The following is a 21,375-nucleotide window of genomic DNA, read 5'->3' as shown; positions in this document are numbered from 1 at the left end:
ATGCCTGCTAAGGGTCCGCGCGCCGCCAAGCCAGCCTCAAAATGGCTCACCATCGTCGGCATCGGCGAGGACGGTGTAGCGGGTCTCGGCGACGAGGCCAAGCAGCGGATTGCCGAGGCCGAGATCGTCTTCGGCGGCAAGCGGCATCTCAGCCTTGTCGCGTCGCTGGCCAAGGGCGAAGCGCGCCCGTGGCCGACGCCCTTCGATGCCGAAATGCGCGACGTGCTGGCGATCGCGGGCAAAAAGGTCTGCGTGCTGGCGTCCGGCGACCCGTTTTTCCATGGTGTCGGCGCCACGCTGGCCCGCAAGGTCAAGCCGGAGCAAATGCTCGTCCTGCCGGCGCCCTCGTCTCTGTCGCTGGCCGCGTCCCGTCTCGGCTGGGCATTGCATGACGTGGAGACAATCTCGCTGCACGGCCATTCGATCGACCTGATCCGGCCTCTGCTCCATTCCGGCGCGCGTATCCTGGCGCTCACCTCCGACGCCGACGCGCCGGCGGCCATCGCCGCACTGCTCGACGAGCTCGGTTTCGGCCCTTCGCGACTGACGGTCCTCGAAGCACTCGGTGGGCAGGATGAGGCACGCCGCACCGCTCGCGCCGAAGCCTTCGATCTCGAAAACGTCAATCCGCTCAACGTGCTGGCGATTGAAATTGAATCAACACCGGATGCCCGCGTCCTGCCTCTGACCGTCGGCCTTGCCGATCATCTGTTCGAGCATGACGGCCAGATCACCAAGCGCGAGATCCGCGCTATCACGCTGTCGGCACTGGCGCCGCGGCGCGGCGAATTGCTCTGGGATATCGGCGCCGGCTCGGGCTCGATCGGTATTGAATGGATGCTGGCGCATTCCTCGCTGCGCGCCATCGCCATCGAGGCTAACGCAGAACGCGCCGCCCGCATCGCCCGCAACGCCGCGCATTGCGGCGTGCCCGGCCTCGTCGTGATCGAGGGCGCCGCGCCTAAGGCGCTGGCAAAATTGGAGACGCCCGATGCCATCTTCATCGGCGGCGGCGGCAGCGATGCCGGCGTGCTGGAGAAGGCAATCAAGGCGCTCCGTCCCGGCGGCCGGCTCGTCGCCAATGCGGTGACGCTGGAGATGGAGGCGCTGCTGCTCGACCAGCACAACAGACGCGGCGGCGACCTGACCCGCATCGCCCTGTCACGCGCGGCGCCTGTCGGCTCGATGCAGGCGTGGCGACCGGCCATGCCGGTCACGCAGTGGAGCTGGGTCAAGCCATGATGGTCGCAGGTATCGGCAGCCGCAAAGGTGTGACGGCGGGCGACGTTCGCGCCGCGATCGAGACCGCGCTTGAGGCGCATGGGCTTACGATGACGGCGCTTTCTGCATTGGCGACGGGTGAAATCAAGCGCGATGAGCCGGCGATCTTCCTTGCCGCCCGAGACCTCGACCTCCCCGTGCTCGTCATCTCCGACGCCGCACTGCAATCCGTCTCGTCCGGCACAGTCAGTCGCTCCGACGCGTCGCAGGCCGAGGCCGGCACGCCTTCGGTTTCGGAAGCCTCGGCCCTGGCCGCGGCCGGAAAAGGTGCGAAACTGTTTGGACCGCGCATCGTGCTCGGTCCGGTCACCTGCGCCATCGCCATCAGCGGAGATGCGCCATGACCATCCATTTCATCGGCGCCGGTCCAGGTGCGGCCGATCTCATCACGCTGCGCGGCGCGCGGCTCCTGGCCAGTTGCCCGGTCTGCCTCTATGCCGGCTCGATCGTCGCGCCGGAGCTGCTAGAGCATTGCGTGCCAGGCACCAAGCTGATCGACACCGCGCCGATGTCGCTTGACGAGATCGAGGCCGAATATGTCGCCGCGCACAAGGCCGGCCACGACGTCTCGCGCCTGCATTCCGGCGATCTTTCGGTGTGGAGCGCGGTGGCCGAACAGATCAGGCGCCTGGAAAAGCACGGCATCCCCTACTCGCTGACCCCAGGCGTGCCCTCGTTCGCGGCAGCGGCGGCAGCACTTCGCCGCGAGCTCACCATTCCCGAACTCGCGCAAAGCCTGGTGCTGACCCGCGTCTCCGGCCGCGCCTCGAAAATGCCGCCGGGCGAGACGCTGGCCGGCTTCGGCCGCACCGGCGCTACGCTTGCCATTCATCTCGCCATCCATGCCATCGACCGCATCGTCGCGGATCTGACGCCGCTTTACGGCGCCGAATGTCCGGTCGCGGTCGTCTTCCGCGCCTCCTGGCCGGACGAGCGCATCCTGACCGGCACGCTGGGCACCATCGAAGCGCAACTGGCGGAGAGCCCGATGGAACGCACCGCGATCATCTTCGTCGGCAGCGCTCTCGCCGCGCAGGATTTCGGCGAAAGCTCATTGTACGACGCCCACTACCAGCGGCGTTTTCGCGGACGGGATGGATTGTGAACGGCAGCGCCAATACGAACGGACGGGCTAATGTGGAGCAGGCGCTGGCGCGGCTGAACTTCAAGCCGCGCGAGCTCGAGCCCGGCCATGTCTGGCTGGCCGGCGCCGGTCCCGGCGACCCCGGCTGCCTGACGCTGGAAGTGCTGGCGGCGCTCGGGCAATGCGACGCGCTGGTCTATGACGCGCTGGTCTCGCCCGATGTCGTGGCTGTCGCTCAAGGCGCAGAACTTTTCTACGCCGGAAAACGCGGCGGCCAGCCCTCGATGAAGCAGGACGACATCAACGCCCTCCTTGTGCGGTTGGCGCGCGAAGGCCGCCGCGTCGTGCGCCTGAAGGGCGGCGACCCTTATATTTTCGGCCGCGGCGGCGAGGAGGCTCTGGCGCTCGCAGGCGAAGAAATTCCGTTCCGGGTGCTCTCCGGCCTCACCTCCGGCCTCAGCGCGCTGGCTGCCACCGGCATTCCCGCCACCATGCGCGGCATCAACAAGGCGGTCATCCTCGCCACCGGCCACGCCGCCGGCACCGATGACGACATCGACTGGACCGCGATCGCCCGCACCGGACAGCCGGTCGTCGTCTATATGGGCATGGCCAACCTGCCGGTGATCGCGGCAAAGCTGCTCGAGGGCGGCCTCGCGCCATCGACCCCGGCCGCCGTGATCGTCGCGGCAACCACGCCGCAGGAGCGCATCGTCGTCGCCACGCTCGCCACCATCGCTGACGAGGCCGCGGCCGCCGGGCTCGCTTCGCCGGCGCTGATCGTGGTCGGCGGCATCGTCGCCATGCGCGCGGCATTGGCTGGCGGCGCATGACGGCGCGCGCGATCATCATCGGCGCGCCGCGCTCCGGATCGGGCAAGACCAGCGTCACCATAGGCCTGTTGCGCGCGCTTGCCAGGCGCGGCCTGAAAGTGCGCGGCGCAAAGTCCGGACCGGACTATATCGACCCGGGCTTCCACGCCGCCGCGACCGGACTCTCGGGCGTCAACCTCGACAGCTGGGCGATGTCGCCTTCCCTGCTCAACGCGCTGGCCGCGGAGGCTGCGGACGACGCCGAATACATTATCCTTGAAAGCGCGATGGGCCTGTTCGACGGCATCCCCGCCCCGCAAGGCCGCTCAGGCTCGGCCGCCGATCTGGCGCGGCTCTATGGCCTCCCGGTGCTTCTGGTGCTCGACGTTTCCGGCCAGTCGACCACGGCGGCGGCGGTGGCCAAGGGTTTCGCCACCTACGACCCGGCTGTGCGCATGGCCGGCGTCGTGCTCAATCGGCTAGGCAGCGAACGCCATCGCCGCCTGTCCGGCGACGCCATCGAGGCGATCGGCTTGCCCGTGGTCGGCGCCATCCTGCGCGATCCGACGCTCAACCTGCCGGAACGGCATCTCGGCCTCGTCCAGGCCGGCGAATACGAAAACCTGATGGCGCATCTCGACCGGCTGGCCGACATGGTCGAGAAGTCGCTCGACATCGACGCCATCCTGGCGCTGGCATCCCCGCTGCAACCAGCGGCTGGCGACTTCGGCGATGCCTTGCAGTCGCCCGGGCAGCGCATCGCGCTGGCGGAGGACGCCGCCTTCACCTTCCTCTATCCGCATGTCGCCACGCATTGGCGCAAGGCCGGCGCCGAGATCGTGCCTTTCTCGCCACTGGCCGACGAGGCGCCCTCGCAGGACTGCGATGTTTGCTGGCTGCCTGGCGGCTATCCCGAACTGCATGCCGGCAGGCTCGCGGCCGCGACGAACTTCCAGGCCGGAATGGCGCGGTTTGCGGCGACGAAGCCGGTTCACGGCGAGTGCGGGGGCTTCATGGTGCTGGGCGAAATGCTGGAAGACGCAGACGGCGAGAGCCACAACATGCTTGGCCTGCTCGGCCATTCGACCAGCTTCGCCAAACGCAAGATGAATCTCGGCTACCGCGAGGCGCGGCTGCGTGCCGCCTGCCCATTGGGGCCGGAGGGGACGCTGATCCGCGGTCACGAGTTCCATTATGCGCAGATGCTTGCTGCCGGCAATGACGAGCCCTTGGCCGATCTTGCCGATGGCCGGGGCAATCCGCTCGGCGCCTCAGGCTACCGGCGCGGCCATGTCAGCGGCACCTTCTTCCATGCCATTGCGAGAGGCGCATGAGCGGTCCCTCCGCACCCCGGCAAGTGCTTGACGATATCGGCCTCAGCCTCGTCTTTTTCACCCGGCTGAGATTGCCTTCGAGCGATTTCGGCGGCCGCAGCCTGGCGGATGCGATCTGGGCGGCGCCCTTCGCCGGTCTCGCGGTGGCGATCATCGGCGCGCTCGTCTATGCCATCGCCGCCGTTTTCGGCCTCGCCACAGCACCGGCCGCGGCGCTCACGCTCGCCGCGACGATGCTCGTTACAGGCTGCCTGCACGAGGACGGGCTTTCCGATATCGCCGATGGCTTTTGGGGCGGCAGGACGCGCGACAAGAAATTGGAGATCATGCGCGACAGCCGCATCGGCGCCTATGGCGCCGCAGCGCTTGGGCTGTCGCTGCTCATCCGCTGGAGCGCTCTTTCAGAACTCGCCGGTCCGGGCCACGTATTCCTGGCGCTGCTTGCCGCGCATGCCGGCTCGCGCGGCCTGTTCGGCGCCTTCATGCATCTTCTGCCGCCGGCCCGCAGCGACGGCCTATCGGCGGGCGCAGGCACCGTCACCACCGAGACCGCCATCATAGGTGCTGCGCTTGGTGCCGTGGCACTGCTGGCGCTCGGTCTTGGCGGCGCGATCGCGGCGCTGATCCTGCTCGGCCTGGTCTTCATGGCGTTCCGTGCGCTTTGCCTCAGCCAGATCGGCGGCCAGACCGGCGACACGATCGGCGCGCTGCAGCAGCTTGGCGAGATCGCGGTGCTGCTCGTCGCATCCGTTTGCCTTTCCTGATTCTCTTTCGGAGACCTTGCCCCCATGAGCTTCAAATCCCTCGAAGACCTTCGCGCCGCATGCCTCGATCTTCCGGCCGGCAGCGACGCCGCCGCCAGCGCCGTCGCCCGCCGCCAGGACACTCTGACCAAGCCTCAAGGCAGCCTCGGCCGGCTGGAAACGATCGCCGCCTGGCTCGGCCGCTGGCAGGGCCGCGACGTGCCGAAACTCGACCATGTGAAGGTCTTGGTCTTCGCCGGCAATCACGGCGTCACCGCGCAAGGCGTCTCGGCCTATCCATCCGAGGTCACCGTACAGATGGTGGCGAACTTCGCCGGCGGCGGCGCGGCCATCAACCAGCTGGCCCGCATCGCTGGCGCCAAGCTGAACGTCATCCCGCTTGACCTCGACCATCCGACCGGCGATTTCACGCAAGTGCCGGCGATGGACGAAAAGGCGTTCCTCGCCGCCGTCTCGACCGGCTACGACACGGTAACTAAGGATCTCGACCTCGTCTGCTTCGGCGAGATGGGCATCGGCAACACCACGCCGGCGGCGGCGATCTCGACGGCGCTTTTCGGCGGCGGCGCGGAAAAATGGACCGGCCGCGGCACCGGCGTCGACGATGCCGGGCTGCTGCGCAAGGTCGTGGCCATCGAGGCCGGCCTCAAGCGCCATGCCGATGCGCTCTCCGACCCGCTGAAGATCGCTGCCGCCCTGGGCGGGCGCGAGCTGGCGGCAATCCTCGGCGCCACACTCGCCGCGCGCAAGAATAACGTGCCGGTGCTGCTTGACGGCTTCGTCTGCACCGCAGCCGCAGCACCTCTGGCGAGGCTGCATCCGACCGGGCTGGCGCACACCATCGCCGCCCATGTCTCGGCCGAAGCCGGCCACCGCCGCCTGCTCGAGGCCCTCGGCCTGCCCCCGCTGCTCGATCTCGGCATGCGGCTCGGCGAAGGCTCCGGCGCCTGCCTTGCCGTCAACATCGTGCGTTCGGCACTGGAATGCCACGCGAAGATGGCGAGCTTTGCCGAGGCCGGCGTTTCGGAAAAATGAATGCTCACAAATGTCTTCAAGGGGCCGCTGAGTTGAATATGGCCGCCATTAAGGCGGCCACAATTCCCCAGAGCCGTCGCACAATAAAAAACCCCGCGTAGGCGGGGTTTGAAAGAGGTAATCGGAAATCAGAATTTGTAGCTAAGCCCAACGCGGACATCGTTGGTGTTCAGATCAAGCCTGGCAGCCTGTGTCGGGAAAGAGAACGGCGAAGATACCGATTCACGGCCATAGTCGGAATAGCGGTATTCGACGCGCCCGATCAAATTGTCGGTCATGGCGTATTCAAGTCCAGCGCCTATCGTCCAGCCCGCCCTGGTGCCGCTGATCTCGCTTGAACCGCCCGGAAAATTGGATGCGCCGGAATATCTGGCGAATGCGACACCGCCAGTTACAAATGGCAAGAAACGATCGAACGCGTAGCCGGCGCGCAGGCGTGTCGATCCGAACCATTTCAAATCACTGCTTCCGGAGACACCTGGGAACCCAGGAAACGCATTGTTGTCCGACTTTGCGTCGGCGAAATTCACGTCCGCTTCAACGCCAACGACATAATTACCACCGAACTGGTAGTTATAGCCGACGTATGCACCGCCAAAACCGCCGTTGGGATCGACGGACGTGCTAATGAAGGGCGGGCCTGCAGGGGACCCCGCGCCGTCGTAAGTTGAATTTCCCCAAACGTACCCGGCCTGCGCACCTACATAGATGCCAGACCAATCATAAGCCACGGGCTGGATCGGTTGGGGGGACAGGTCCGCCGCCAATACGGGAGTAGCAATCGCAAGCGAAGAAAGCAGGGGCAAACTTGAGCGCGCGCATCGGGCATTCCTGTGAGAAAATCGGTGCGTCTATTTTTAGCTCAGTTCTTTGACAAACCATGTAACCTTTCTGCCACAAATTCGGATATTCCTTGATCAACCGTGGCGGCGGCGCTGTTGCTGTGGCTATCGGCGATCTCATCATAGAAAATCGGCATATACGGACAGACCGGGCTTGCTATGCCAGCCAAGCTAAGACAGTATCCAATAGCCCAAGCAGCCGGTCGACTGGGCAGCGGGGCTTCCATCTAATCAAAGGAAAATTGGTGGGTGTGCACAGGATCGAACTGTGGACCCGCTGATTAAGAGTCAGCTGCTCTACCAACTGAGCTACACACCCACACCGCCGGGAAAACCAGCGTCGGCGGCGCATATAGCCGCCGCTTTCGGCTATGTCTAGGCCCCGCCGGATCATTTCCCGACAAATCGCTGAATTGCCGCAGGTGTCACACGAATAGCTTGCCTTCAGCCACCTTGATCGCATGGCCGCCAATGCGCGCGGATGCCAGTTTTCCGGCTTCGACATTGAGCTCGAGCCGGATGCGCGAAGGCCGGCCCATTTCCAGCCCCTGCTCGATCCAGAGTTGCGAAATGCCGTCGGTCGGGGCGTCGAAATGCATGATCGCACCGGCAAAGGCCGCCGCGGCCGAACCCGTTGCCGGGTCCTCATAGGAAGGGGTGCCGGGCACGATCATGCGCACATGGAAGGCGCTGTCGTGATGCACCGTCTCGCGGCAATAGACATAGGGGCTGGCGAACGCCCATTCGCTCTTGCGGGGTGCCAATTCCGACCATGCCTGGTTGTCGAGCCTGATCTTGGCCGCCTCCTCCAACCCGGCAACCGGAATCGTCACATAAGGCACGCCGGCCGACCAGAAGGCGACACGGTGATTCTCGAAGCCGATCTCGTGCGGGGCAAGGCCGAGCGCCGCGCCGATCGCTTCCGGGTCAGCCTTGAGTTCCAAGGGTTCCGGCAGTTTCGCCAGGTCGAACTCGGCGAAGGTCGAGCCGCCATGCTTGCTCACCGCGCAGCGCACCGGTCCGATATTCTCCTCCAGCACGAAAATGCCGGCGGCCTCCCCGGCGAGTTCGGCCAGCGCGATCGCCGAGCCGACCGTCGGATGCCCCGCAAAAGGCATCTCATAGTCGGGCGTGAAGATGCGGATACGGTTGCGGTGCTTTGGATTGTCGGGAGGCAACACGAACACCGTCTCGGACAGGTTGAATTCGCGCGCGACCGCCTGCATGCCGGCAGTGTCGAGCCCGTCGCTGTTCAGCACCACCGCGAGCGGATTTCCGGCCAGCCTTTCGGTGGTAAACACATCGTAAAGCAAGTAATTGCGCGCCATGGAGAAAACCTTTCGCCTCGCCCCGAATTTCGGCCTCACTCCCAACATGAGGGAAATTTAATTTGAAATTCGAACCTTAAGGCCTGATTTGTGGACGGATAGGGGACATCCATTTTCAGCATAGGGGTCCGGCGTGGACCAGCTTGTCAATCCGCCAAACGCGGAATCCGGTACTTCCATAGAGGCAGCGCTCGGGCTCGACCGCAAGGGCGTAAGCCGCAAGCGTCGCCGCTTCTGGCTCTACGCGCTGCTGGCGGTGGCAATCATCGCCGCCGGCATTGCCCTCTATCGATGGTATGCCGCAGTACCTCCCAGGATCGAATACACCGCCGTGCCCGCGGCGATCGCCGACCTCACCGTCGCGGTATCGGCCACCGGCACGCTGCAGCCGCTGACCCAGGTCGACATCTCCAGTGAGCTTTCCGGCATCGTCCGCTCGGTCGCGGTCAATGAAAACCAGCAGGTCAAGAAGGGCGACGTGCTGGCGAGGCTCGACACCGCCAAGCTGGAGGTCCAGATCGAGCGCGCCACCGCCTCCGCCAAGGCGGCGGCAGCAAGCGTCGAGAACGCCAAGGTGACCTTGCAGGAGAACGAGAACGCGCTTGCGCGCGCAAGCGCGCTGACCAAGCGCGGCATGGCGACGGACCAATCGCTAGAAGCGGCGACGGCGACGCGCGACCGCTCGAAGGCGGCGCTCGACAGCGCCGAAGCCAATCTCGCCATCGCCCAGGCCGATCTCAAGGCGCAGCAGACCGATCTCGCCAAGAGCACCATCTATGCGCCGATCGACGGCATCGTGCTGACGCGCTCGGTCGATCCCGGCCAGACCGTCGCGTCCTCGCTGCAGGCGCCGGTGCTCTTCGTCATCGCCGCCGACCTGAGGAACATGGAATTGCAGGCCGCCGTCGACGAGGCCGACATCGGCCAGGTCAAGTCCGGCCAGCACGCCCGCTTCACCGTCGACGCTTTCCCGGACCGACCCTTCGATGCCGAGATCCGCGACATCTCCTACGCCTCGGTCACCACCGACGGCGTCGTCACCTACAAAGCGCGGCTCGAAGTCGACAATGGCGAGCTTCTCTTGCGGCCCGGCATGACGGCGACGGTCTCCGTCGTCACCCGGCAGGCCAAGGAGGTGCTCACCGTCCCGTCGACCGCCTTCCGCTACCGCCCGATGCAACAGCAGGCACGCGGCTGGAGCCTGCGCGACCTCTTCACCGGCCGAATGGGCCGCCCCAACCGGCAAGCCGAGGCAACGAAGGCGCCGACCGACGGCTCGCGCACGCTTTATGTGCTGGAGAACGGCCGGCCGCATCCGGTCAACGTCAGAATCGGCTCGACCGACGGCGAGTTGACCGAGATCACGTCCGGCCTCGATGAAGGCGCTGAGGTCATCACCGGCGCGCAGCAGCGGAGCTGACGAAATGTCGGCTCCCCTGCTCATCACCTTCGACAAGGTCTGGAAAAGTTATGGCGAGGGCGAGGCCCGCGTGCACGCGCTGGCCGGCGTCGATCTCGCCATCCGGCGCGGCGAATTCGTCGCCATCATGGGTCCCTCGGGGTCGGGCAAATCGACGGCGATGAACATCATCGGCTGCCTCGATACGCCGACGGCCGGAACCTACTGTTTCATGGGCATCGATGCGGGCCGCCTCGACCGCAACCGCCGCGCGCTTTTGCGCAACCTCTATATCGGCTTCGTCTTCCAAGGCTATAATCTGCTGCCGCGCACCACCGCCGCGGAAAATGTCGAGCTGCCGCTGATCTATCGCGGCGTCGCCGCGCGCGAGCGCCGTGATCTCGCCATGCAAGCGCTGGCCGAGGTCGGGCTTGTCGGGCGCGAGCACCACACGCCGGCCCAGCTTTCGGGCGGCCAGCAGCAGCGCGTCGCGATCGCCCGCGCCATCGTCACCAGGCCGACGCTGCTCGTCGCCGACGAACCCACCGGCAACCTCGACACCGCGCGCACGCACGAGATCATGGAGCTGTTGACAAGGCTCAATGCCGAGCTCGGTCTCTCCATCGTCATGGTCACCCACGAGGCCGATGTCGCCGGCTATGCCGGCCGCACCATCCGCTTCCTCGACGGCCATGTCGCCTCCGATACTTTGAAAGCTGAGGAAGCGGCATGATCTGGGAAACCGTCCGCCTCTCGCTGCGCTCGATCCGCCGCAATGTGTTGCGCTCCTTCCTGACATTGCTTGGCATCGTCATCGGCGTCGCCGCCGTCATCGCCATGCTCACCATCGGCTCCGGCACGACGGAGAAGGTCAAGGCCGATATTTCCAAGCTCGGCAGCAACTTGCTCGTCGTCCGCGCCGGCCGGCCGGCGGGACCCGGCGGACCGGGAGGGCTCGACCAGGCGGTGCGGCCGCTGGCCGAAAAGGATGTCACGGCACTCGTCGCGCATCTGAGCGGCGCCCGCGCGATTTCGCCTGCCTCGCAAAAACAGGTCCGCGTTATCTTCGGCACCGAAAGCCTGACCTCTGGCGTCACCGGCACCGACAGCGCCTATCTCGACGCCCGCGACTGGAAGCTGGTGTCAGGCCGCCCGTTCAGCGATTCCGAAACGCGCGCCGGCGCGGGTGTGTGCCTGATCGGCGAAACGGTGCGCCAGCAATTCTTCGGCGCCGGCGATCCGGAAGGCGAGATCATCCGTGTCAACCGCACTTCCTGCAAGATCATCGGCCTGCTCGAGCCCAAGGGCTATACCGGCTTCGGCCAGGACCAGGACAATGTCGTGCTGATGCCGCTGCACGCCTATCAGCGGCGCATCGCCGGCAACCTCGACATCGAGAACATCTATATCGCCGCCGACGACCGCACCCCGACCAGCGAGCTGCAGCCGCGCGTGGAGGACATTTTGCGCGACACGCGCCGCATCACGCCCGACCGCGATCCCGATTTCGCCATCCGCGACATGACCCAGATCGCCGACGCGATGACCAGCGCCACCACCACCATGACCGGCATGCTGGGCGCCGTTGCCGGCGTCAGCCTGCTGGTCGGCGGCATCGGCATCATGAACATCATGCTGGTCTCGGTCACCGAGCGCACGCGCGAGATCGGCATCAGGCTGGCGATCGGCGCACATGAAAAACACATCCTCATCCAGTTCCTGGTCGAGGCGACGGTGCTGTCGCTCTTTGGCGGCATCATCGGCATCCTGATCGGTCTTTCGCTGGCCGGCATGGCCTCGATGGCGCTGACGATACCGTTCGCGCCAAGCCCTGCCGTCGTCCTGCTCGCCGTCGGCTTTTCGGCGCTGATCGGCATGGTGTTCGGCTTCTTCCCGGCGCTGCGCGGCGCAAGGCTCGATCCGATCGACGCGCTGCGGCACGAATAGTCAGAGACTGGGTTCTGCGGCTGTGCCCGATCTTGCGGTGATGCAGCGCTGAAAGAGCGGATGGGCGCTGCTAACGATCGCCGCCGAAATGCCACTCGATCAGCGGCTTCATGTGCGGCATCAGGCCGGCGGGCAGATCGCCGGCGTGGCGGATGATCACCGGCCCTTCGATCTCCGGCTCGGCTTCGGCCGCGACGAAGGCGGTGATGCGCCGCGCGAGCTCGTCGGCCGTTTCGGCCACCCGGTAGCGGCGGAAGATGACCGTACCGTTTGCCGTCGATAGCGCGTGATAGCGCCGTCCGCGTTCAGCCGTCGAAAGGTCCAGCCCGGTCTCCTCCCTCACCTCGCGGATCATGTTGAAGTCGACATCGACCAGCCCGTCGCGGAAATCGATCGGCTCGAAGGAGCCGGCAGCGAAATAGACGCGGCCGGCATTGACCGTATGCGGCCCCATGCGGATCGCTACCAGCGCATTGTCGCCGGCGACCAGCACGGCATGCGCGTAGGCGTGCTCGGCGCCCGAATTCTCGCGCCGCTTGCGCCACAGCATGAAGGTCGAATAGTTCACCGCATGGCAGCGGCCGACGAGGCGGCCGTCGCGGTAGGCAAGCTCGGAAAGCAGCACCACGGCGCCGTCGAACAATGCCGGATTGGCCGCGATCTCCTGCCGCCAATTCTCGGCGATGGCTGCCGCATTGCTGCGCGCAAAGGGATGCGGGCCAGGATCGAGGCGGACGTCGACCGCATCGAGCGGCAGGATGACGTTGCGTGGCAGATCGAAACTCAAGAGGGTCACGCCACGCCCAGGGTGATCGCAACCGGGCAATGGTCCGACGCTTTCGGCCTGTCCCAACCGACGCGCGGGAAACGCTCGACCTCTTGTCCGGGCGGGAAGATGGTGCGCCAGGGCTGGCCGTTGCGGATGATGTCGGGAACGGCGGTGGCATTCTTCGCGGCCAGCGCCTTCGACAGCAGAATATAATCGAGCTGGCAAAGATGCCGCTCCTCCGGGCCGCGCGTGTGGTAGAAGCTCCAGCGATCCATCTCCGGCCGCCGCTCGACGACATTCTCGCAAAAGCCGCCGGCGGTAAGCACATCGATCGAGGACCGGGTTTCGTCGACAACCTTGAAACGGTAGCCGTCGATGGCGTCGCCTCCGATCTTCACGCGCTGCCGGTAGTCGTTGAGGTCGCCGCAGATCGCCCAGCGCTTGTCGGCGGCGTGGTCCTTGCCGAAACGCTCCTCGATGATGCGGCGCACCGCCTGCGCCTCGGCGACGCGCAGCGGCATCGACGCCTCGCGGCCATCCAGCCCGTTGCGCGGCGGGCCCATGGATTTGAAATGCACGAGATAGAGCGTCAGCGGCGCGCCGCCGACCCTCAGGTCGATCTCCAGGCAATCGCGGCGAAAGATGCGTTCATTGGCAAGATAGCCGAACGTGGCGAGCTCCGGCGTGAACAGCCCGAACTCCTCGAAGGTGACATAGGCGTGGCTGGTCATGCGCACGAACTCGATCGGCTGCCCTTGCGCGGTCTCGTTGCGCATCATCACGGCGACATCGATGCCGCGCGTGTCGTTGCCGGCGGTGGTGTATTTCTGCCGGTAGCCCTGCCCGACCATCTTGAACAGATAGCCATATTCGAAGGCCTTCAGCGCCTCGATGTTGTCGACCTCCTGCATGCAGATGATGTCGGCGCGGGTGGCCGCGATGGCGAGTGCCGTCAGCTGGCGGGTGTCGTCGGATTGGGCGATCGTGCGGGCCTGTTCGAGGATGCGGTATTCGGCCTCGCTCTGGATGTCGAACAGGGCCAGCGTGCGGTCTTCATTGAGCTGGTTGCGATAGCCCGAGAAATCGAACCTGCTCATCAGGTTCTCGACATTGAAGGTGGCGAGGCGCAGCGACATGGCCGAGACCTTTGCCCGCAAGCAATGGCGAACACAAGAGCAGACGCATGCCCGTTATGGTTGACGGAACCTTTCTGTTCATCTTCCGTTCAGATGGAAAGTCCCATCAATAGGCCTATTCCCAAGTGTTTGGGCGTGGGGTCGTACTCGTGGAGAGTGAAATGAAACCGCTCTTGTCTTCCCTCGGATCCGGGCTTGTGGCCTTGGGTCTCTTTGCTGGGCTGACGGTGCCGTCGACTGCCGGCCCGGTCCTGCAGCCCGATATGTCGACCGTGACCAGCACGGCCGCATCCAAGATCATCCCTGTTCGCGACAGCTGGGCCGGCGGCAACAACCGGCAGCAGATGTTTGATTGGCGCTGGCGGCGCGGTGGCGACTGGCGGGGCCGGGATTTCAGATGGCGGGGCGACGACTTCCGCGCCCGTCATTTCTCCCGCAACTGGGATGGCGGCGATTGGCGCTGGCGGCATCATCGTCATCATCATCGGGGTTTCGATAGTGGCGACGCCGCCCTTCTGGGGCTGGGGCTAGGCCTGGGCCTGGGTAGCCTCGCCTACAACAATTACTACGATCCATACTATTACGACCCTTACCCGCGCTATGTTCAGCCCCGGCGCATCTACCGGACCCAGCGGCTTTCCAGGGCCCATGTCCAATGGTGCTACGACCGCTACCGGTCCTATCGGGCCTGGGACAACACGTTCCAGCCCAACTACGGCCCGCGCCGGCAGTGCATCTCGCCCTATATCTGAGCCCGTCGGCAGGACGGATGAGACGGCGCCCATCGCGGGCGCCGTTTTATTTGCCGCAACCTGTGCCCGCCATCGGCCGATAACCCTAAATTCATTGGCGGCGGCTATTCATCGACGCCGATGCCCCTCAATATGAAGATTCGCGCGAACGGGGTGCGAGACGTGCTCGCCATGGCCGAAAACGAACACAGAAACCAACACAGGCAACGCGTGCTGAAGGGCGCGGCGATCCTGACTGGCATCAACAATTCCGAGGTCAGATGCACGGTGCGCAACATGCATGCGAACGGCGCAGAGCTGAAAGTGCCGATCGATGCGCGCGTGCCCGACGAATTCCTGCTCTATGTGCCGGTCGACGGCATCGGCTACAAGGCGGTGGTGCGCTGGCGCCGCGAGGATCGCATCGGCGTCGAGTTCACCGGCACCGAGCCCAAGCCGCATTGGCACTACGGTTGAGCAGCGGCAACGCTGCGCACCCCGCAACGAAAAAGCCGGCGGATCGATCCGCCGGCTTTGATATTTGACACGAAACTTCGCCTTAGTTCTTAGCCTTGTCGACCAGCTTGTTCTTGGCGATCACCCGCGCGACCGCAGGGCGAAGCCCGAGGACGCGCAAGGCAAAAGATGTGGATCGCCTTAGTTTTTCGCCTTGTCGACCAGCTTGTTCTTGGCGATCCACGGCATCATCGCGCGGAGCTTAGAGCCCACCTCTTCGATCCGGTGGCTGTCGTTGTTGCGGCGGATGCCCTTGAAGCGCGACAGGCCGGCCCGATATTCCTGCATCCATTCCGAGGTGAACTTGCCGGTCTGGATGTCCTTCAGGATGCGCTTCATCTCGGCCTTGGTTTCCGCGGTGATGATGCGCGGACCCGAGACATATTCGCCCCATTCGGCGGTGTTCGAGATCGAGTAGTTCATGTTGGCGATGCCGCCTTCATAGATCAGGTCGACGATCAGCTTGACCTCGTGCAGGCACTCGAAATAGGCCATCTCCGGCGCATAGCCGGCTTCCACCAGCGTCTCGAAGCCGGCACGGATCAGTTCGACCAGGCCGCCGCACAGCACAACCTGCTCGCCGAACAGGTCGGTCTCGCACTCCTCGCGGAAGTTGGTCTCGATGATGCCCGAACGGCCGCCGCCGACACCGCAGGCGTAGGAGAGCGCGAGGTCGAGCGCATTGCCCGAAGCGTCCTGGTTGACCGCGACCAGGCACGGCACGCCGCCGCCCTTCTGGTATTCGCCGCGCACTGTGTGGCCCGGGCCCTTCGGCGCGATCATGACGACGTCGACCGAGGCCTTCGGCTCGATCAGGCCGAAATGCACGTTGAGGCCGTGCGCGAAGGCGATCGCCGCACCGTCGCGGATGTTCGGCGCGATCTCGTTTTTGTAGATGTCGGCCTGCAATTCGTCGGGCGTCGCCATCATCATCAGGTCGGCCCATTTGGCGGCGTCCGCCACGCTCATCACCTTTAGCCCGTCGGCCTCGACCTTCTTGGCGGTCGCCGAGCCGGCCTTGAGGCCGATGGCGATCTCCTTGACGCCGGAATCCTTCAGGTTGAGCGCATGGGCCCGGCCCTGACTGCCATAGCCGATGATGGCGACCTTCTTGCCCTTGATCAGATTGAGATCGGCGTCACGATCGTAATAGACACGCATTTTTCGTCTTCCTTCCCTTTTGAAGATCAGAGGCTTTGCAGCCGGTTGTTTGCTCCGAAGAGAGCGAGAAACTGGTGCGTTGCGCGGCGGGCATCGCCGCCGATCGTCGCCTCAGTCAATTCCACGCGGTCACCCAGCAGCAGACGGATCTGCACGTCGCGTCCGACCAGGCCGAAAAAGGTCCGGAACGCCGTCTCGGCGTCCTCGAAATCGAGCAGTCCTGCCTGCCGGCCGGCTTCCAGCACCGGCTTCAGCCGCCTGGCAAGCGCGAAGCGGCCATTCTGCAGCACGATCGCGCCGAGGTCATCTTTCCCGGAGCCGGCATGGCCGACCGCCACACGGTTGAGCGCGATCGACGTATCGCTGGAGATCACCTTGAGCCAGTCGGAGGCGAAGCGTTCGAGGCTTGCCGTCAGCGACGCCAGATCGAGGCCCTTGCGATCGACCGGGGTCACACGCACCTTGGAGGCCTGCCACTGCACCGTCGCCGTCAGCAGCCCGTCGCGGTCGCCGAACCATTTGTAGAGCGTTTCCTTGGAACAGCTGGCCCGCCGCGCCACTGCGGTCATGGTGAGGTTGTCGCCCTCCTCGACCAGCAGGCGAAGCGCCGCATCCAGAACCGCCTGCTGGCGCTCCGTCAGCGTCTCGCTGTTGTCGATATCGGCGCCTGCCTGCAGCACGTTCTGTCCTGTTCTTCCGGTCGCGCACGCCCGTACCGTACGTTACGGTTCGGCTTATTGCGCATTCCGGTTTCCGACGCAAGGGACATGGTGCGAAAAATGAACGGCGGAAACAGCGAAAGGCTCGCCAGCTACTCGCTGGCCGGCGGATCGCGCAGCCGTCCGAGCAGGCTGGCCAATGTCTTCAGGTCCTGGGCTGAAAGCCGGTCGCCCATTTGGTCGGCAATGGAAGCGCCATAGACTGCCCAGATGCGGCGGCGCATCTCCCGGCCGCTTGCCGTGATGCGGACGGTCTGCCCGCGGCCGTCATCCGAGACGGGCAGTTTCTCGATCAGGCCGTCCATTTCCAACCGGGCCAGCAGCCGGGAGACGCTATACTGCGCCAGCAAGACGCGATCGATCAGCTCGAACGGCCTGAGTCCTCCCCCGCCCGCCTCTGCAAGCTCATGCAGCACGTCATACCAGGCGAGCGGTGGCAGGCCGCTGGCTTTCAGCGCGTCCTCGGTCCTTTCAACCAGTTGGCGCGAGACGCGCACGAGGCGCGCCCAGGCGGCAATGGCTTCGGGTGATGGCGATTTCTTCGTCATCGGCGCAGCCTAGAGGATAGATGCAACTGCATCAAGCTTGACGATCAATGCAAATGCATTTATATAGATGCAGTTGCATCGATAAGGAGTTCTCCGATGAAACATGAAATCTGCAAGATCGCCGATATCCCACAGACCGGCAGCCTGATCGCGCCCTTCTTCGGCCGCGAGGTCCATGTCTGGCGCAGCGGCGAGCGCATCCGCGCCGCGGCCAATATCTGCCTGCATTTCGGCGGACCGCTGGACTGCAAGGACGGCTCACTTGTCTGCCAATGCATGGCGCGAAGTTCGACATGGATAGCGGCGAGCGTCTCGAAGGGCCGGCGCCGAAGGGTTCCCGCCTGATGTTCCTGTCGACCCGTGTCGAAGATGGCGCGCTCAACTATGTCTGGGGCGAGTGAGATGACCGTCAGACTTACCCTCGTCAGCCATCATTTGTGCCCGTACGTCCAGCGCGCGGCCATCTCGCTCGCCGAAAAAGGCGTGCGGTTCGAGCGGGTCGATGTCGATCTTTCCGACAAGCCGGATTGGTTCAGGGCCATTTCGCCGCTGGGCAAGGTGCCGCTGCTCCGCGTCCGGCACGACCATTCGGAGGAAGTGATTTTCGAATCCGCCGTCATCCTCGAATTCCTCGAGGAGACCGAGGCCAATCCCTTGCACCCGGTCGACCCGCTGGCGCGAGCCAGGCATCGCGCCTGGATCGAATTCGGCTCGGCCATCCTCAATGCCATCGGCCGCTTCTATTCCGCTGCCGACCAAGCCGCTTTCCTCCATGAAAGCAGCGGCTTGTCCGAGATGTTCGCACGTGTGGAGGCGGAACTCGCGGTAAGGCAAAGCGGCCCGTGGTTCGCCGGCGAGCGCTTCTCGCTGGTCGACGCCGTCTACGGACCGATCTTCCGCTACTTCGACACGTTCGACCGCATCGGCGACTTCGGCATTCTCGACGGCAAGCCGCTCGTCCAGGCCTGGCGCGAGGCCTTGAACAAACGGAAATCGGTGAAGCAAGCCGTCGGCGCGGATTACCCGCAGCGGCTGCATGCCTTCCTGCGGGCAAAGGGATCTTACCTGTCCGAGATCATCCGGCTGCAGGCCCTTGCAACTCCGCAAGCCCGATCCGCCTGAACGGATCGATTACCGTACCAGCGACCATGGCGGCAAGGAATTGCGGTCCCGGCGGGATTCTCGCCAGTGCCACCATCATGCGGTCGCGGACAAAGGGCAAGGCTGCGGAGTCCGATTGGTAGAACGGCGTCAGCGACAACGACAGCGCCTGGAAGACGCGCACATGCCAACGGCGCGCGCTTGCATAGGCCGCCAGCGCTTCGTCTATGCCGTCCGCCTGCGCCAACGCATGGCTGAGCGCGGCGGCGTCGAGCAGCGCCATATTCGCGCCTTTGCCCGAGTTGCGGGCTGGTCGAATGCGCGGCGTCGCCGATGATTGCGAGCCGCCGGCCGGCCGGCAGCCTCATCGTGTGTTGGCCGTAGCGGGCGAGCGAGAGCTGCTCGAAACTGTCGATCTGGCCGGTGAAGGCCTCGCACTCCGGCCAGACCGAAACCACGCTCGCCTTCCATGCTTCGAGCCCCTTGGCCTTTACCTGTTCGGCATCGGCCGGCTTGAGGCTCCAGAAGAAAGCCGCCATGTCTTGCGCGCCAGGCTCGGGCCGGCCGAGGGGGAGCACGCCGACCATTATGCTTGCCTTGTCGTAGCGCTGCAGCAGCGCGCTTCTATCAAAGCCGTCCCGCCAGCCGAGCGACGCCCAGAATGCACCGTAGGCGAGCGGTCGCGGCATGGCGTTATCGCCGAGATATGACCGCAGTTTCGAGCGCGCGCCGCTGGCATCGACAATGAGGTCGAACGGCCCGAGCCGTCTGCCGTTGCCGCAGACCAGCGTCGCGCGCTCGGCCGTCTCCGGGGTCTCCACCTCGACATTGGTTTCGATGGCGACCGCTTCGCGCAAGGCAGCGCGGAAGAGCACGCCGAACAGCGCCGCCCGGTGGATCGCGAGGCCGAAGCGGCGGCCGCGCCGCGCGTCGTAGCGGACCTCAAGCACGGTGCGCCCGCTCCTGGCGTCGGTGCCGTGCAGCCGTTCGATGCGGCTGCCAAGCGAAAGGATCTCGTCGAGCAGGCCGAGATCGGCGAGCACGGTCAGCCCGGTCGGCTGCAGGATGAGGCCGGAGCCGACCGGCTTCGGCGCGTCGAAGCGCTCGAAAATAGTGACCTTGTGCCCGGCTCGCTTGAGGTAAAGCGCTGCCGCCAGCCCGGCCGGCCCCGCCCCGGCAATCGCGATCTCGTAAGACTTGCCCATCGGCCCCCCAACCCGACCCCTGCGGGGACAATCCCGCTTGGAACGCACCGGATCAATCGGGCGCTTTGACGCTTGTATCGAGAGATCAGCCTTGGGCGGCGTCGAAGGCGGCGCGCGCACCGCGCACCGCGTCATGATTGAGTTCGGCCCATTGAACGAGCTGTTGCAGAGGCAGGAACATCGAGCGCCCAAGATCGGTCAAGCTGTATTCGACGCTTGGCGGCTTGGTCGGGAACACTTCGCGATGCACATAGCCGTCGCGCTGCAGGTCATAGAGCGTCTGCGTCAGCATGCGCTGGGAGATGTCGGGAACCAGCCGCCGCAACTCGCCGAATCGGTAGGGTTTTTCTGCCAGTGCCATGACCAGCAACGAACTCCATTTACCGCTGATGCCCTGGATGACGTCACGGACCGGGCAGTCTGCGAAATTGCCGCCGTTCGTCATGGCCTTATAGAGCTCGAGCTTGGCTTTCAGGTTGAAGATCTTGCTTTCCATGGCGACATCCGCTGATCGAATTCGGCCGGCCAGAGTGGTTCCCTGGCTGTGCCTACCTCCCGAAAAACTGCCTTCTTTACGGCTTGAGGTCAATTCCTATTTTAGTGCTGGTCTCTTTTTGAGACTACCAATCGATCCGCCCTCCGACGCAATTTTCAGGAACCTCCCATGACCGAAACCCTTCTCGTCACCGGCGCCTCCGGCCAGCTTGGCCACGCCGTCATCAATCACTTGCTCGAAGCGCAGAAAATTGCGCCAGCCAACATCATCGCCACCACGCGTAACCCCGAAAACCTCGCCGATCTGGCTGCGCGGGGCATCGCTGTTAGAGCCGCCGACTTCGACGATATGGCTTCACTGGAAGAAGCGTTCAGGGGCGCCGACCGGGTGCTTATCATCTCGACCGGCGAGCTTGACCTGAAAAGCGACCGGCGTTTGAAACAACATCAGGCAGCGGTGGCGGCGGCCAAGACAGCAGGCGTCTCGCACCTGCTGTACACCTCGATGCCAAATCCCGAGCCGGGCTCGCCGGTGCTGTTTGCCGGCGACCACTACGGCACCGAGCAGGCGATCAAGGCAAGCGGCATCCCCTACACCATCTTCCGCAACGGCTGGTATCAGGAGAACCTGTTCATGTCGCTGCCGCATGCCATTTCCTCGGGCAAGTGGTACACGTCGGCCGCCGACGGGCGCGTCGCCCACGGCGCGCGCGACGATATGGCGGCCGCCATCGCCGCCGGCCTCGCATCCGGCTCCAAGGAAAGCCACATCTACACGCTGACCGGCCCGCAGGCCTACACCACCAACGAAATTGCAGCGCTGGTAAGCGAGGTGACCGGCAAGCCGCTGGAGGTCATCCAACTGCCGGACGAGGCGCTGACCGAAGGCGTCAAGGCGGCAGGCATTCCCGAGGATTTCGCCCGCATCATCGTCTCCTTCGACGTCAACACCCGCGCCGGCCGCATAGGCGAGGTGACCGATGCCGTCGAAAGACTCTCGGGCCGCAAGCCGCGGACGCTGAAGCAGTTCCTCGAAGCGAACAAGACTGCCCTGCTCGGCTGAAGTCTGGCGCGCCTGGGAGGTCGCCCCCCGGCGCGCTTCACTTCGATTTCTTGAGCATTCATCGGTCGCGACAAGCGCGTCTTCCCGCGATCGCCGCGCCAGCCG

General features: G+C 64.9%; 23 protein-coding genes, 1 tRNA gene and 1 pseudogene. 15 read left to right on the top strand and 10 right to left on the bottom strand.

Going from position 1 to position 21,375, the window contains the following annotated elements:
• Genes cbiE through cobT form a run of 7 tightly spaced genes read left to right on the top strand, consistent with a single transcriptional unit; the run spans position 1 to position 6,310 of the window.
• Entirely contained in the window at positions 1-1,242 is a 1,242-nt protein-coding gene (gene cbiE / locus LB528_RS07590) for a precorrin-6y C5,15-methyltransferase (decarboxylating) subunit CbiE (protein ID WP_224516300.1), read from the top strand.
• Entirely contained in the window at positions 1,239-1,625 is a 387-nt protein-coding gene (locus tag LB528_RS07585; protein ID WP_224516301.1) for a cobalamin biosynthesis protein, read from the top strand. Before cbiE ends, LB528_RS07585 begins: the two co-directional genes overlap by 4 nt.
• The gene (cobM, locus tag LB528_RS07580; protein ID WP_224714394.1) at positions 1,622-2,386 is read left to right on the top strand and encodes a precorrin-4 C(11)-methyltransferase; all 765 of its coding nucleotides are present in this window, start codon (positions 1,622-1,624) and stop codon (positions 2,384-2,386) included. The genes LB528_RS07585 and cobM overlap by 4 nt, the downstream gene beginning before the upstream one ends.
• A complete protein-coding gene (cobA, locus tag LB528_RS07575; RefSeq protein WP_224714393.1) occupies positions 2,383-3,198 on the top strand; it encodes a uroporphyrinogen-III C-methyltransferase in 816 nt (271 codons plus the stop codon). Before cobM ends, cobA begins: the two co-directional genes overlap by 4 nt.
• Positions 3,195-4,511: a cobyrinate a,c-diamide synthase gene (locus LB528_RS07570; RefSeq protein ID WP_224714392.1), complete on the top strand. Its 1,317-nt coding sequence runs from the start codon at positions 3,195-3,197 to the stop codon at positions 4,509-4,511. The genes cobA and LB528_RS07570 overlap by 4 nt, the downstream gene beginning before the upstream one ends.
• A complete protein-coding gene (gene cobS, locus LB528_RS07565; RefSeq protein ID WP_224714391.1) occupies positions 4,508-5,275 on the top strand; it encodes an adenosylcobinamide-GDP ribazoletransferase in 768 nt (255 codons plus the stop codon). The genes LB528_RS07570 and cobS overlap by 4 nt, the downstream gene beginning before the upstream one ends.
• A 24-nt stretch (positions 5,276-5,299) precedes the next feature.
• Positions 5,300-6,310, top strand: a complete 1,011-nt coding sequence (gene cobT, locus LB528_RS07560) for a nicotinate-nucleotide--dimethylbenzimidazole phosphoribosyltransferase (protein ID WP_224714390.1) — start codon at positions 5,300-5,302, stop codon at positions 6,308-6,310.
• Between the two features lie 128 nt (positions 6,311-6,438).
• On the opposite strand, the gene LB528_RS07555 is transcribed toward cobT, so the two are convergent.
• From LB528_RS07555 to LB528_RS07545, 3 genes are all read right to left on the bottom strand, one after another.
• Positions 6,439-7,116, bottom strand: coding sequence for an outer membrane protein (locus LB528_RS07555; protein ID WP_224714389.1), 678 nt, complete (start codon positions 7,114-7,116; stop codon positions 6,439-6,441).
• 279 nt (positions 7,117-7,395) lie between these two features.
• Positions 7,396-7,471 (bottom strand) — tRNA-Lys (locus LB528_RS07550).
• 106 nt (positions 7,472-7,577) lie between these two features.
• Entirely contained in the window at positions 7,578-8,480 is a 903-nt protein-coding gene (locus tag LB528_RS07545; RefSeq protein WP_224714388.1) for a PhzF family phenazine biosynthesis protein, read from the bottom strand.
• Between the two features lie 133 nt (positions 8,481-8,613).
• Here LB528_RS07545 and LB528_RS07540 point away from each other — a divergent pair, with 133 nt between their 5' ends.
• From LB528_RS07540 to LB528_RS07530, 3 genes are read left to right on the top strand one after another with little or no spacing between them, the layout of a single operon-like run.
• The gene (locus LB528_RS07540; RefSeq protein WP_224714387.1) at positions 8,614-9,900 is read left to right on the top strand and encodes an efflux RND transporter periplasmic adaptor subunit; all 1,287 of its coding nucleotides are present in this window, start codon (positions 8,614-8,616) and stop codon (positions 9,898-9,900) included.
• A 4-nt stretch (positions 9,901-9,904) separates the two neighbouring features.
• Positions 9,905-10,612, top strand: coding sequence for an ABC transporter ATP-binding protein (locus LB528_RS07535; protein ID WP_224714386.1), 708 nt, complete (start codon positions 9,905-9,907; stop codon positions 10,610-10,612).
• On the top strand, positions 10,609-11,826 hold the full coding sequence (locus tag LB528_RS07530) for an ABC transporter permease (protein ID WP_224714385.1): 1,218 nt from the start codon (positions 10,609-10,611) through the stop codon (positions 11,824-11,826). The genes LB528_RS07535 and LB528_RS07530 overlap by 4 nt, the downstream gene beginning before the upstream one ends.
• 70 nt (positions 11,827-11,896) lie before the next feature.
• Here LB528_RS07530 and LB528_RS07525 read toward each other — a convergent pair whose 3' ends face one another.
• A complete protein-coding gene (locus LB528_RS07525; protein WP_224714384.1) occupies positions 11,897-12,613 on the bottom strand; it encodes a hypothetical protein in 717 nt (238 codons plus the stop codon).
• Between the two features lie 5 nt (positions 12,614-12,618).
• A complete protein-coding gene (locus LB528_RS07520; RefSeq protein WP_224714383.1) occupies positions 12,619-13,731 on the bottom strand; it encodes an endonuclease/exonuclease/phosphatase family protein in 1,113 nt (370 codons plus the stop codon).
• Positions 13,732-13,892: 161 nt separating this feature from the next.
• Here LB528_RS07520 and LB528_RS07515 point away from each other — a divergent pair, with 161 nt between their 5' ends.
• A complete protein-coding gene (locus LB528_RS07515) occupies positions 13,893-14,483 on the top strand; it encodes a BA14K family protein (RefSeq protein ID WP_224714382.1) in 591 nt (196 codons plus the stop codon).
• Positions 14,484-14,654: 171 nt separating this feature from the next.
• Positions 14,655-14,939 carry a PilZ domain-containing protein gene (locus LB528_RS07510; protein WP_224516372.1) on the top strand — a complete coding sequence of 95 codons (285 nt, stop codon included), beginning with the start codon at positions 14,655-14,657 and terminating at the stop codon, positions 14,937-14,939.
• A gap of 180 nt (positions 14,940-15,119) precedes the next feature.
• On the opposite strand, the gene ilvC is transcribed toward LB528_RS07510, so the two are convergent.
• The 3 genes from ilvC to LB528_RS07495 all read right to left on the bottom strand — a co-directional run bounded on the left by ilvC (position 15,120) and on the right by LB528_RS07495 (position 17,406).
• Entirely contained in the window at positions 15,120-16,139 is a 1,020-nt protein-coding gene (gene ilvC, locus LB528_RS07505; RefSeq protein WP_224714381.1) for a ketol-acid reductoisomerase, read from the bottom strand.
• A gap of 26 nt (positions 16,140-16,165) precedes the next feature.
• The gene (locus tag LB528_RS07500; RefSeq protein ID WP_263487069.1) at positions 16,166-16,816 is read right to left on the bottom strand and encodes a TetR/AcrR family transcriptional regulator; all 651 of its coding nucleotides are present in this window, start codon (positions 16,814-16,816) and stop codon (positions 16,166-16,168) included.
• A gap of 134 nt (positions 16,817-16,950) precedes the next feature.
• Positions 16,951-17,406 carry a MarR family winged helix-turn-helix transcriptional regulator gene (locus LB528_RS07495; RefSeq protein WP_224714379.1) on the bottom strand — a complete coding sequence of 152 codons (456 nt, stop codon included), beginning with the start codon at positions 17,404-17,406 and terminating at the stop codon, positions 16,951-16,953.
• A gap of 96 nt (positions 17,407-17,502) precedes the next feature.
• On the opposite strand from LB528_RS07495, the gene LB528_RS07490 reads away from it, so the two are divergent.
• A complete protein-coding gene (locus LB528_RS07490; protein ID WP_224714378.1) occupies positions 17,503-17,751 on the top strand; it encodes a Rieske (2Fe-2S) protein in 249 nt (82 codons plus the stop codon).
• Between the two features lie 57 nt (positions 17,752-17,808).
• Positions 17,809-18,528 (top strand): glutathione S-transferase family protein, encoded by a 720-nt coding sequence (locus tag LB528_RS07485; protein ID WP_224714377.1) that lies wholly within the window; start codon positions 17,809-17,811, stop codon positions 18,526-18,528.
• On the opposite strand, the pseudogene LB528_RS07480 reads toward LB528_RS07485, so the two are convergent.
• Both LB528_RS07480 and LB528_RS07475 read right to left on the bottom strand, forming a co-directional pair.
• Positions 18,482-19,712 (bottom strand): annotated as a pseudogene (locus tag LB528_RS07480) (FAD-dependent oxidoreductase). The gene LB528_RS07485 and the pseudogene LB528_RS07480 overlap by 47 nt on opposite strands.
• A gap of 85 nt (positions 19,713-19,797) precedes the next feature.
• Complete coding sequence (locus LB528_RS07475) at positions 19,798-20,208, bottom strand: winged helix-turn-helix transcriptional regulator (RefSeq protein ID WP_224714376.1); 411 nt, start codon at positions 20,206-20,208, stop codon at positions 19,798-19,800.
• Positions 20,209-20,376: 168 nt separating this feature from the next.
• Between LB528_RS07475 and LB528_RS07470 the strand changes: the two genes are divergently transcribed.
• Positions 20,377-21,270, top strand: a complete 894-nt coding sequence (locus LB528_RS07470) for an SDR family oxidoreductase (RefSeq protein ID WP_224714375.1) — start codon at positions 20,377-20,379, stop codon at positions 21,268-21,270.
• The last annotated feature ends 105 nt before the right edge of the window (positions 21,271-21,375 follow it).

Source organism: Mesorhizobium sp. CA4 (assembly GCF_020165075.1).
GTDB lineage: Bacteria > Pseudomonadota > Alphaproteobacteria > Rhizobiales > Rhizobiaceae > Mesorhizobium.
Note: the sequence above shows the minus strand (reverse complement) of the source record. Positions and strands in the feature narration are given on the sequence as shown.

Bases quoted from the DNA above. Each gene is read 5' to 3' on its own strand.
- cbiE (WP_224516300.1), top strand. From the start codon at position 1: ATGCCTGCTAAGGGTCCGCGCGCCGCCAAGCCAGCCTCAAAATGGCTC.
- LB528_RS07585 (WP_224516301.1), top strand. From the start codon at position 1,239: ATGATGGTCGCAGGTATCGGCAGCCGCAAAGGTGTGACGGCGGGCGAC.
- cobM (WP_224714394.1), top strand. From the start codon at position 1,622: ATGACCATCCATTTCATCGGCGCCGGTCCAGGTGCGGCCGATCTCATC.
- LB528_RS07570 (WP_224714392.1), top strand. From the start codon at position 3,195: ATGACGGCGCGCGCGATCATCATCGGCGCGCCGCGCTCCGGATCGGGC.
- cobS (WP_224714391.1), top strand. From the start codon at position 4,508: ATGAGCGGTCCCTCCGCACCCCGGCAAGTGCTTGACGATATCGGCCTC.
- cobT (WP_224714390.1), top strand. From the start codon at position 5,300: ATGAGCTTCAAATCCCTCGAAGACCTTCGCGCCGCATGCCTCGATCTT.
- LB528_RS07545 (WP_224714388.1), bottom strand. From the start codon at position 8,480: ATGGCGCGCAATTACTTGCTTTACGATGTGTTTACCACCGAAAGGCTG.
- LB528_RS07535 (WP_224714386.1), top strand. From the start codon at position 9,905: ATGTCGGCTCCCCTGCTCATCACCTTCGACAAGGTCTGGAAAAGTTAT.
- LB528_RS07530 (WP_224714385.1), top strand. From the start codon at position 10,609: ATGATCTGGGAAACCGTCCGCCTCTCGCTGCGCTCGATCCGCCGCAAT.
- LB528_RS07520 (WP_224714383.1), bottom strand. From the start codon at position 13,731: ATGTCGCTGCGCCTCGCCACCTTCAATGTCGAGAACCTGATGAGCAGG.
- LB528_RS07515 (WP_224714382.1), top strand. From the start codon at position 13,893: ATGAAACCGCTCTTGTCTTCCCTCGGATCCGGGCTTGTGGCCTTGGGT.
- LB528_RS07510 (WP_224516372.1), top strand. From the start codon at position 14,655: ATGGCCGAAAACGAACACAGAAACCAACACAGGCAACGCGTGCTGAAG.
- ilvC (WP_224714381.1), bottom strand. From the start codon at position 16,139: ATGCGTGTCTATTACGATCGTGACGCCGATCTCAATCTGATCAAGGGC.
- LB528_RS07495 (WP_224714379.1), bottom strand. From the start codon at position 17,406: ATGACGAAGAAATCGCCATCACCCGAAGCCATTGCCGCCTGGGCGCGC.
- LB528_RS07490 (WP_224714378.1), top strand. From the start codon at position 17,503: ATGAAACATGAAATCTGCAAGATCGCCGATATCCCACAGACCGGCAGC.
- LB528_RS07485 (WP_224714377.1), top strand. From the start codon at position 17,809: ATGACCGTCAGACTTACCCTCGTCAGCCATCATTTGTGCCCGTACGTC.
- LB528_RS07475 (WP_224714376.1), bottom strand. From the start codon at position 20,208: ATGGAAAGCAAGATCTTCAACCTGAAAGCCAAGCTCGAGCTCTATAAG.
- LB528_RS07470 (WP_224714375.1), top strand. From the start codon at position 20,377: ATGACCGAAACCCTTCTCGTCACCGGCGCCTCCGGCCAGCTTGGCCAC.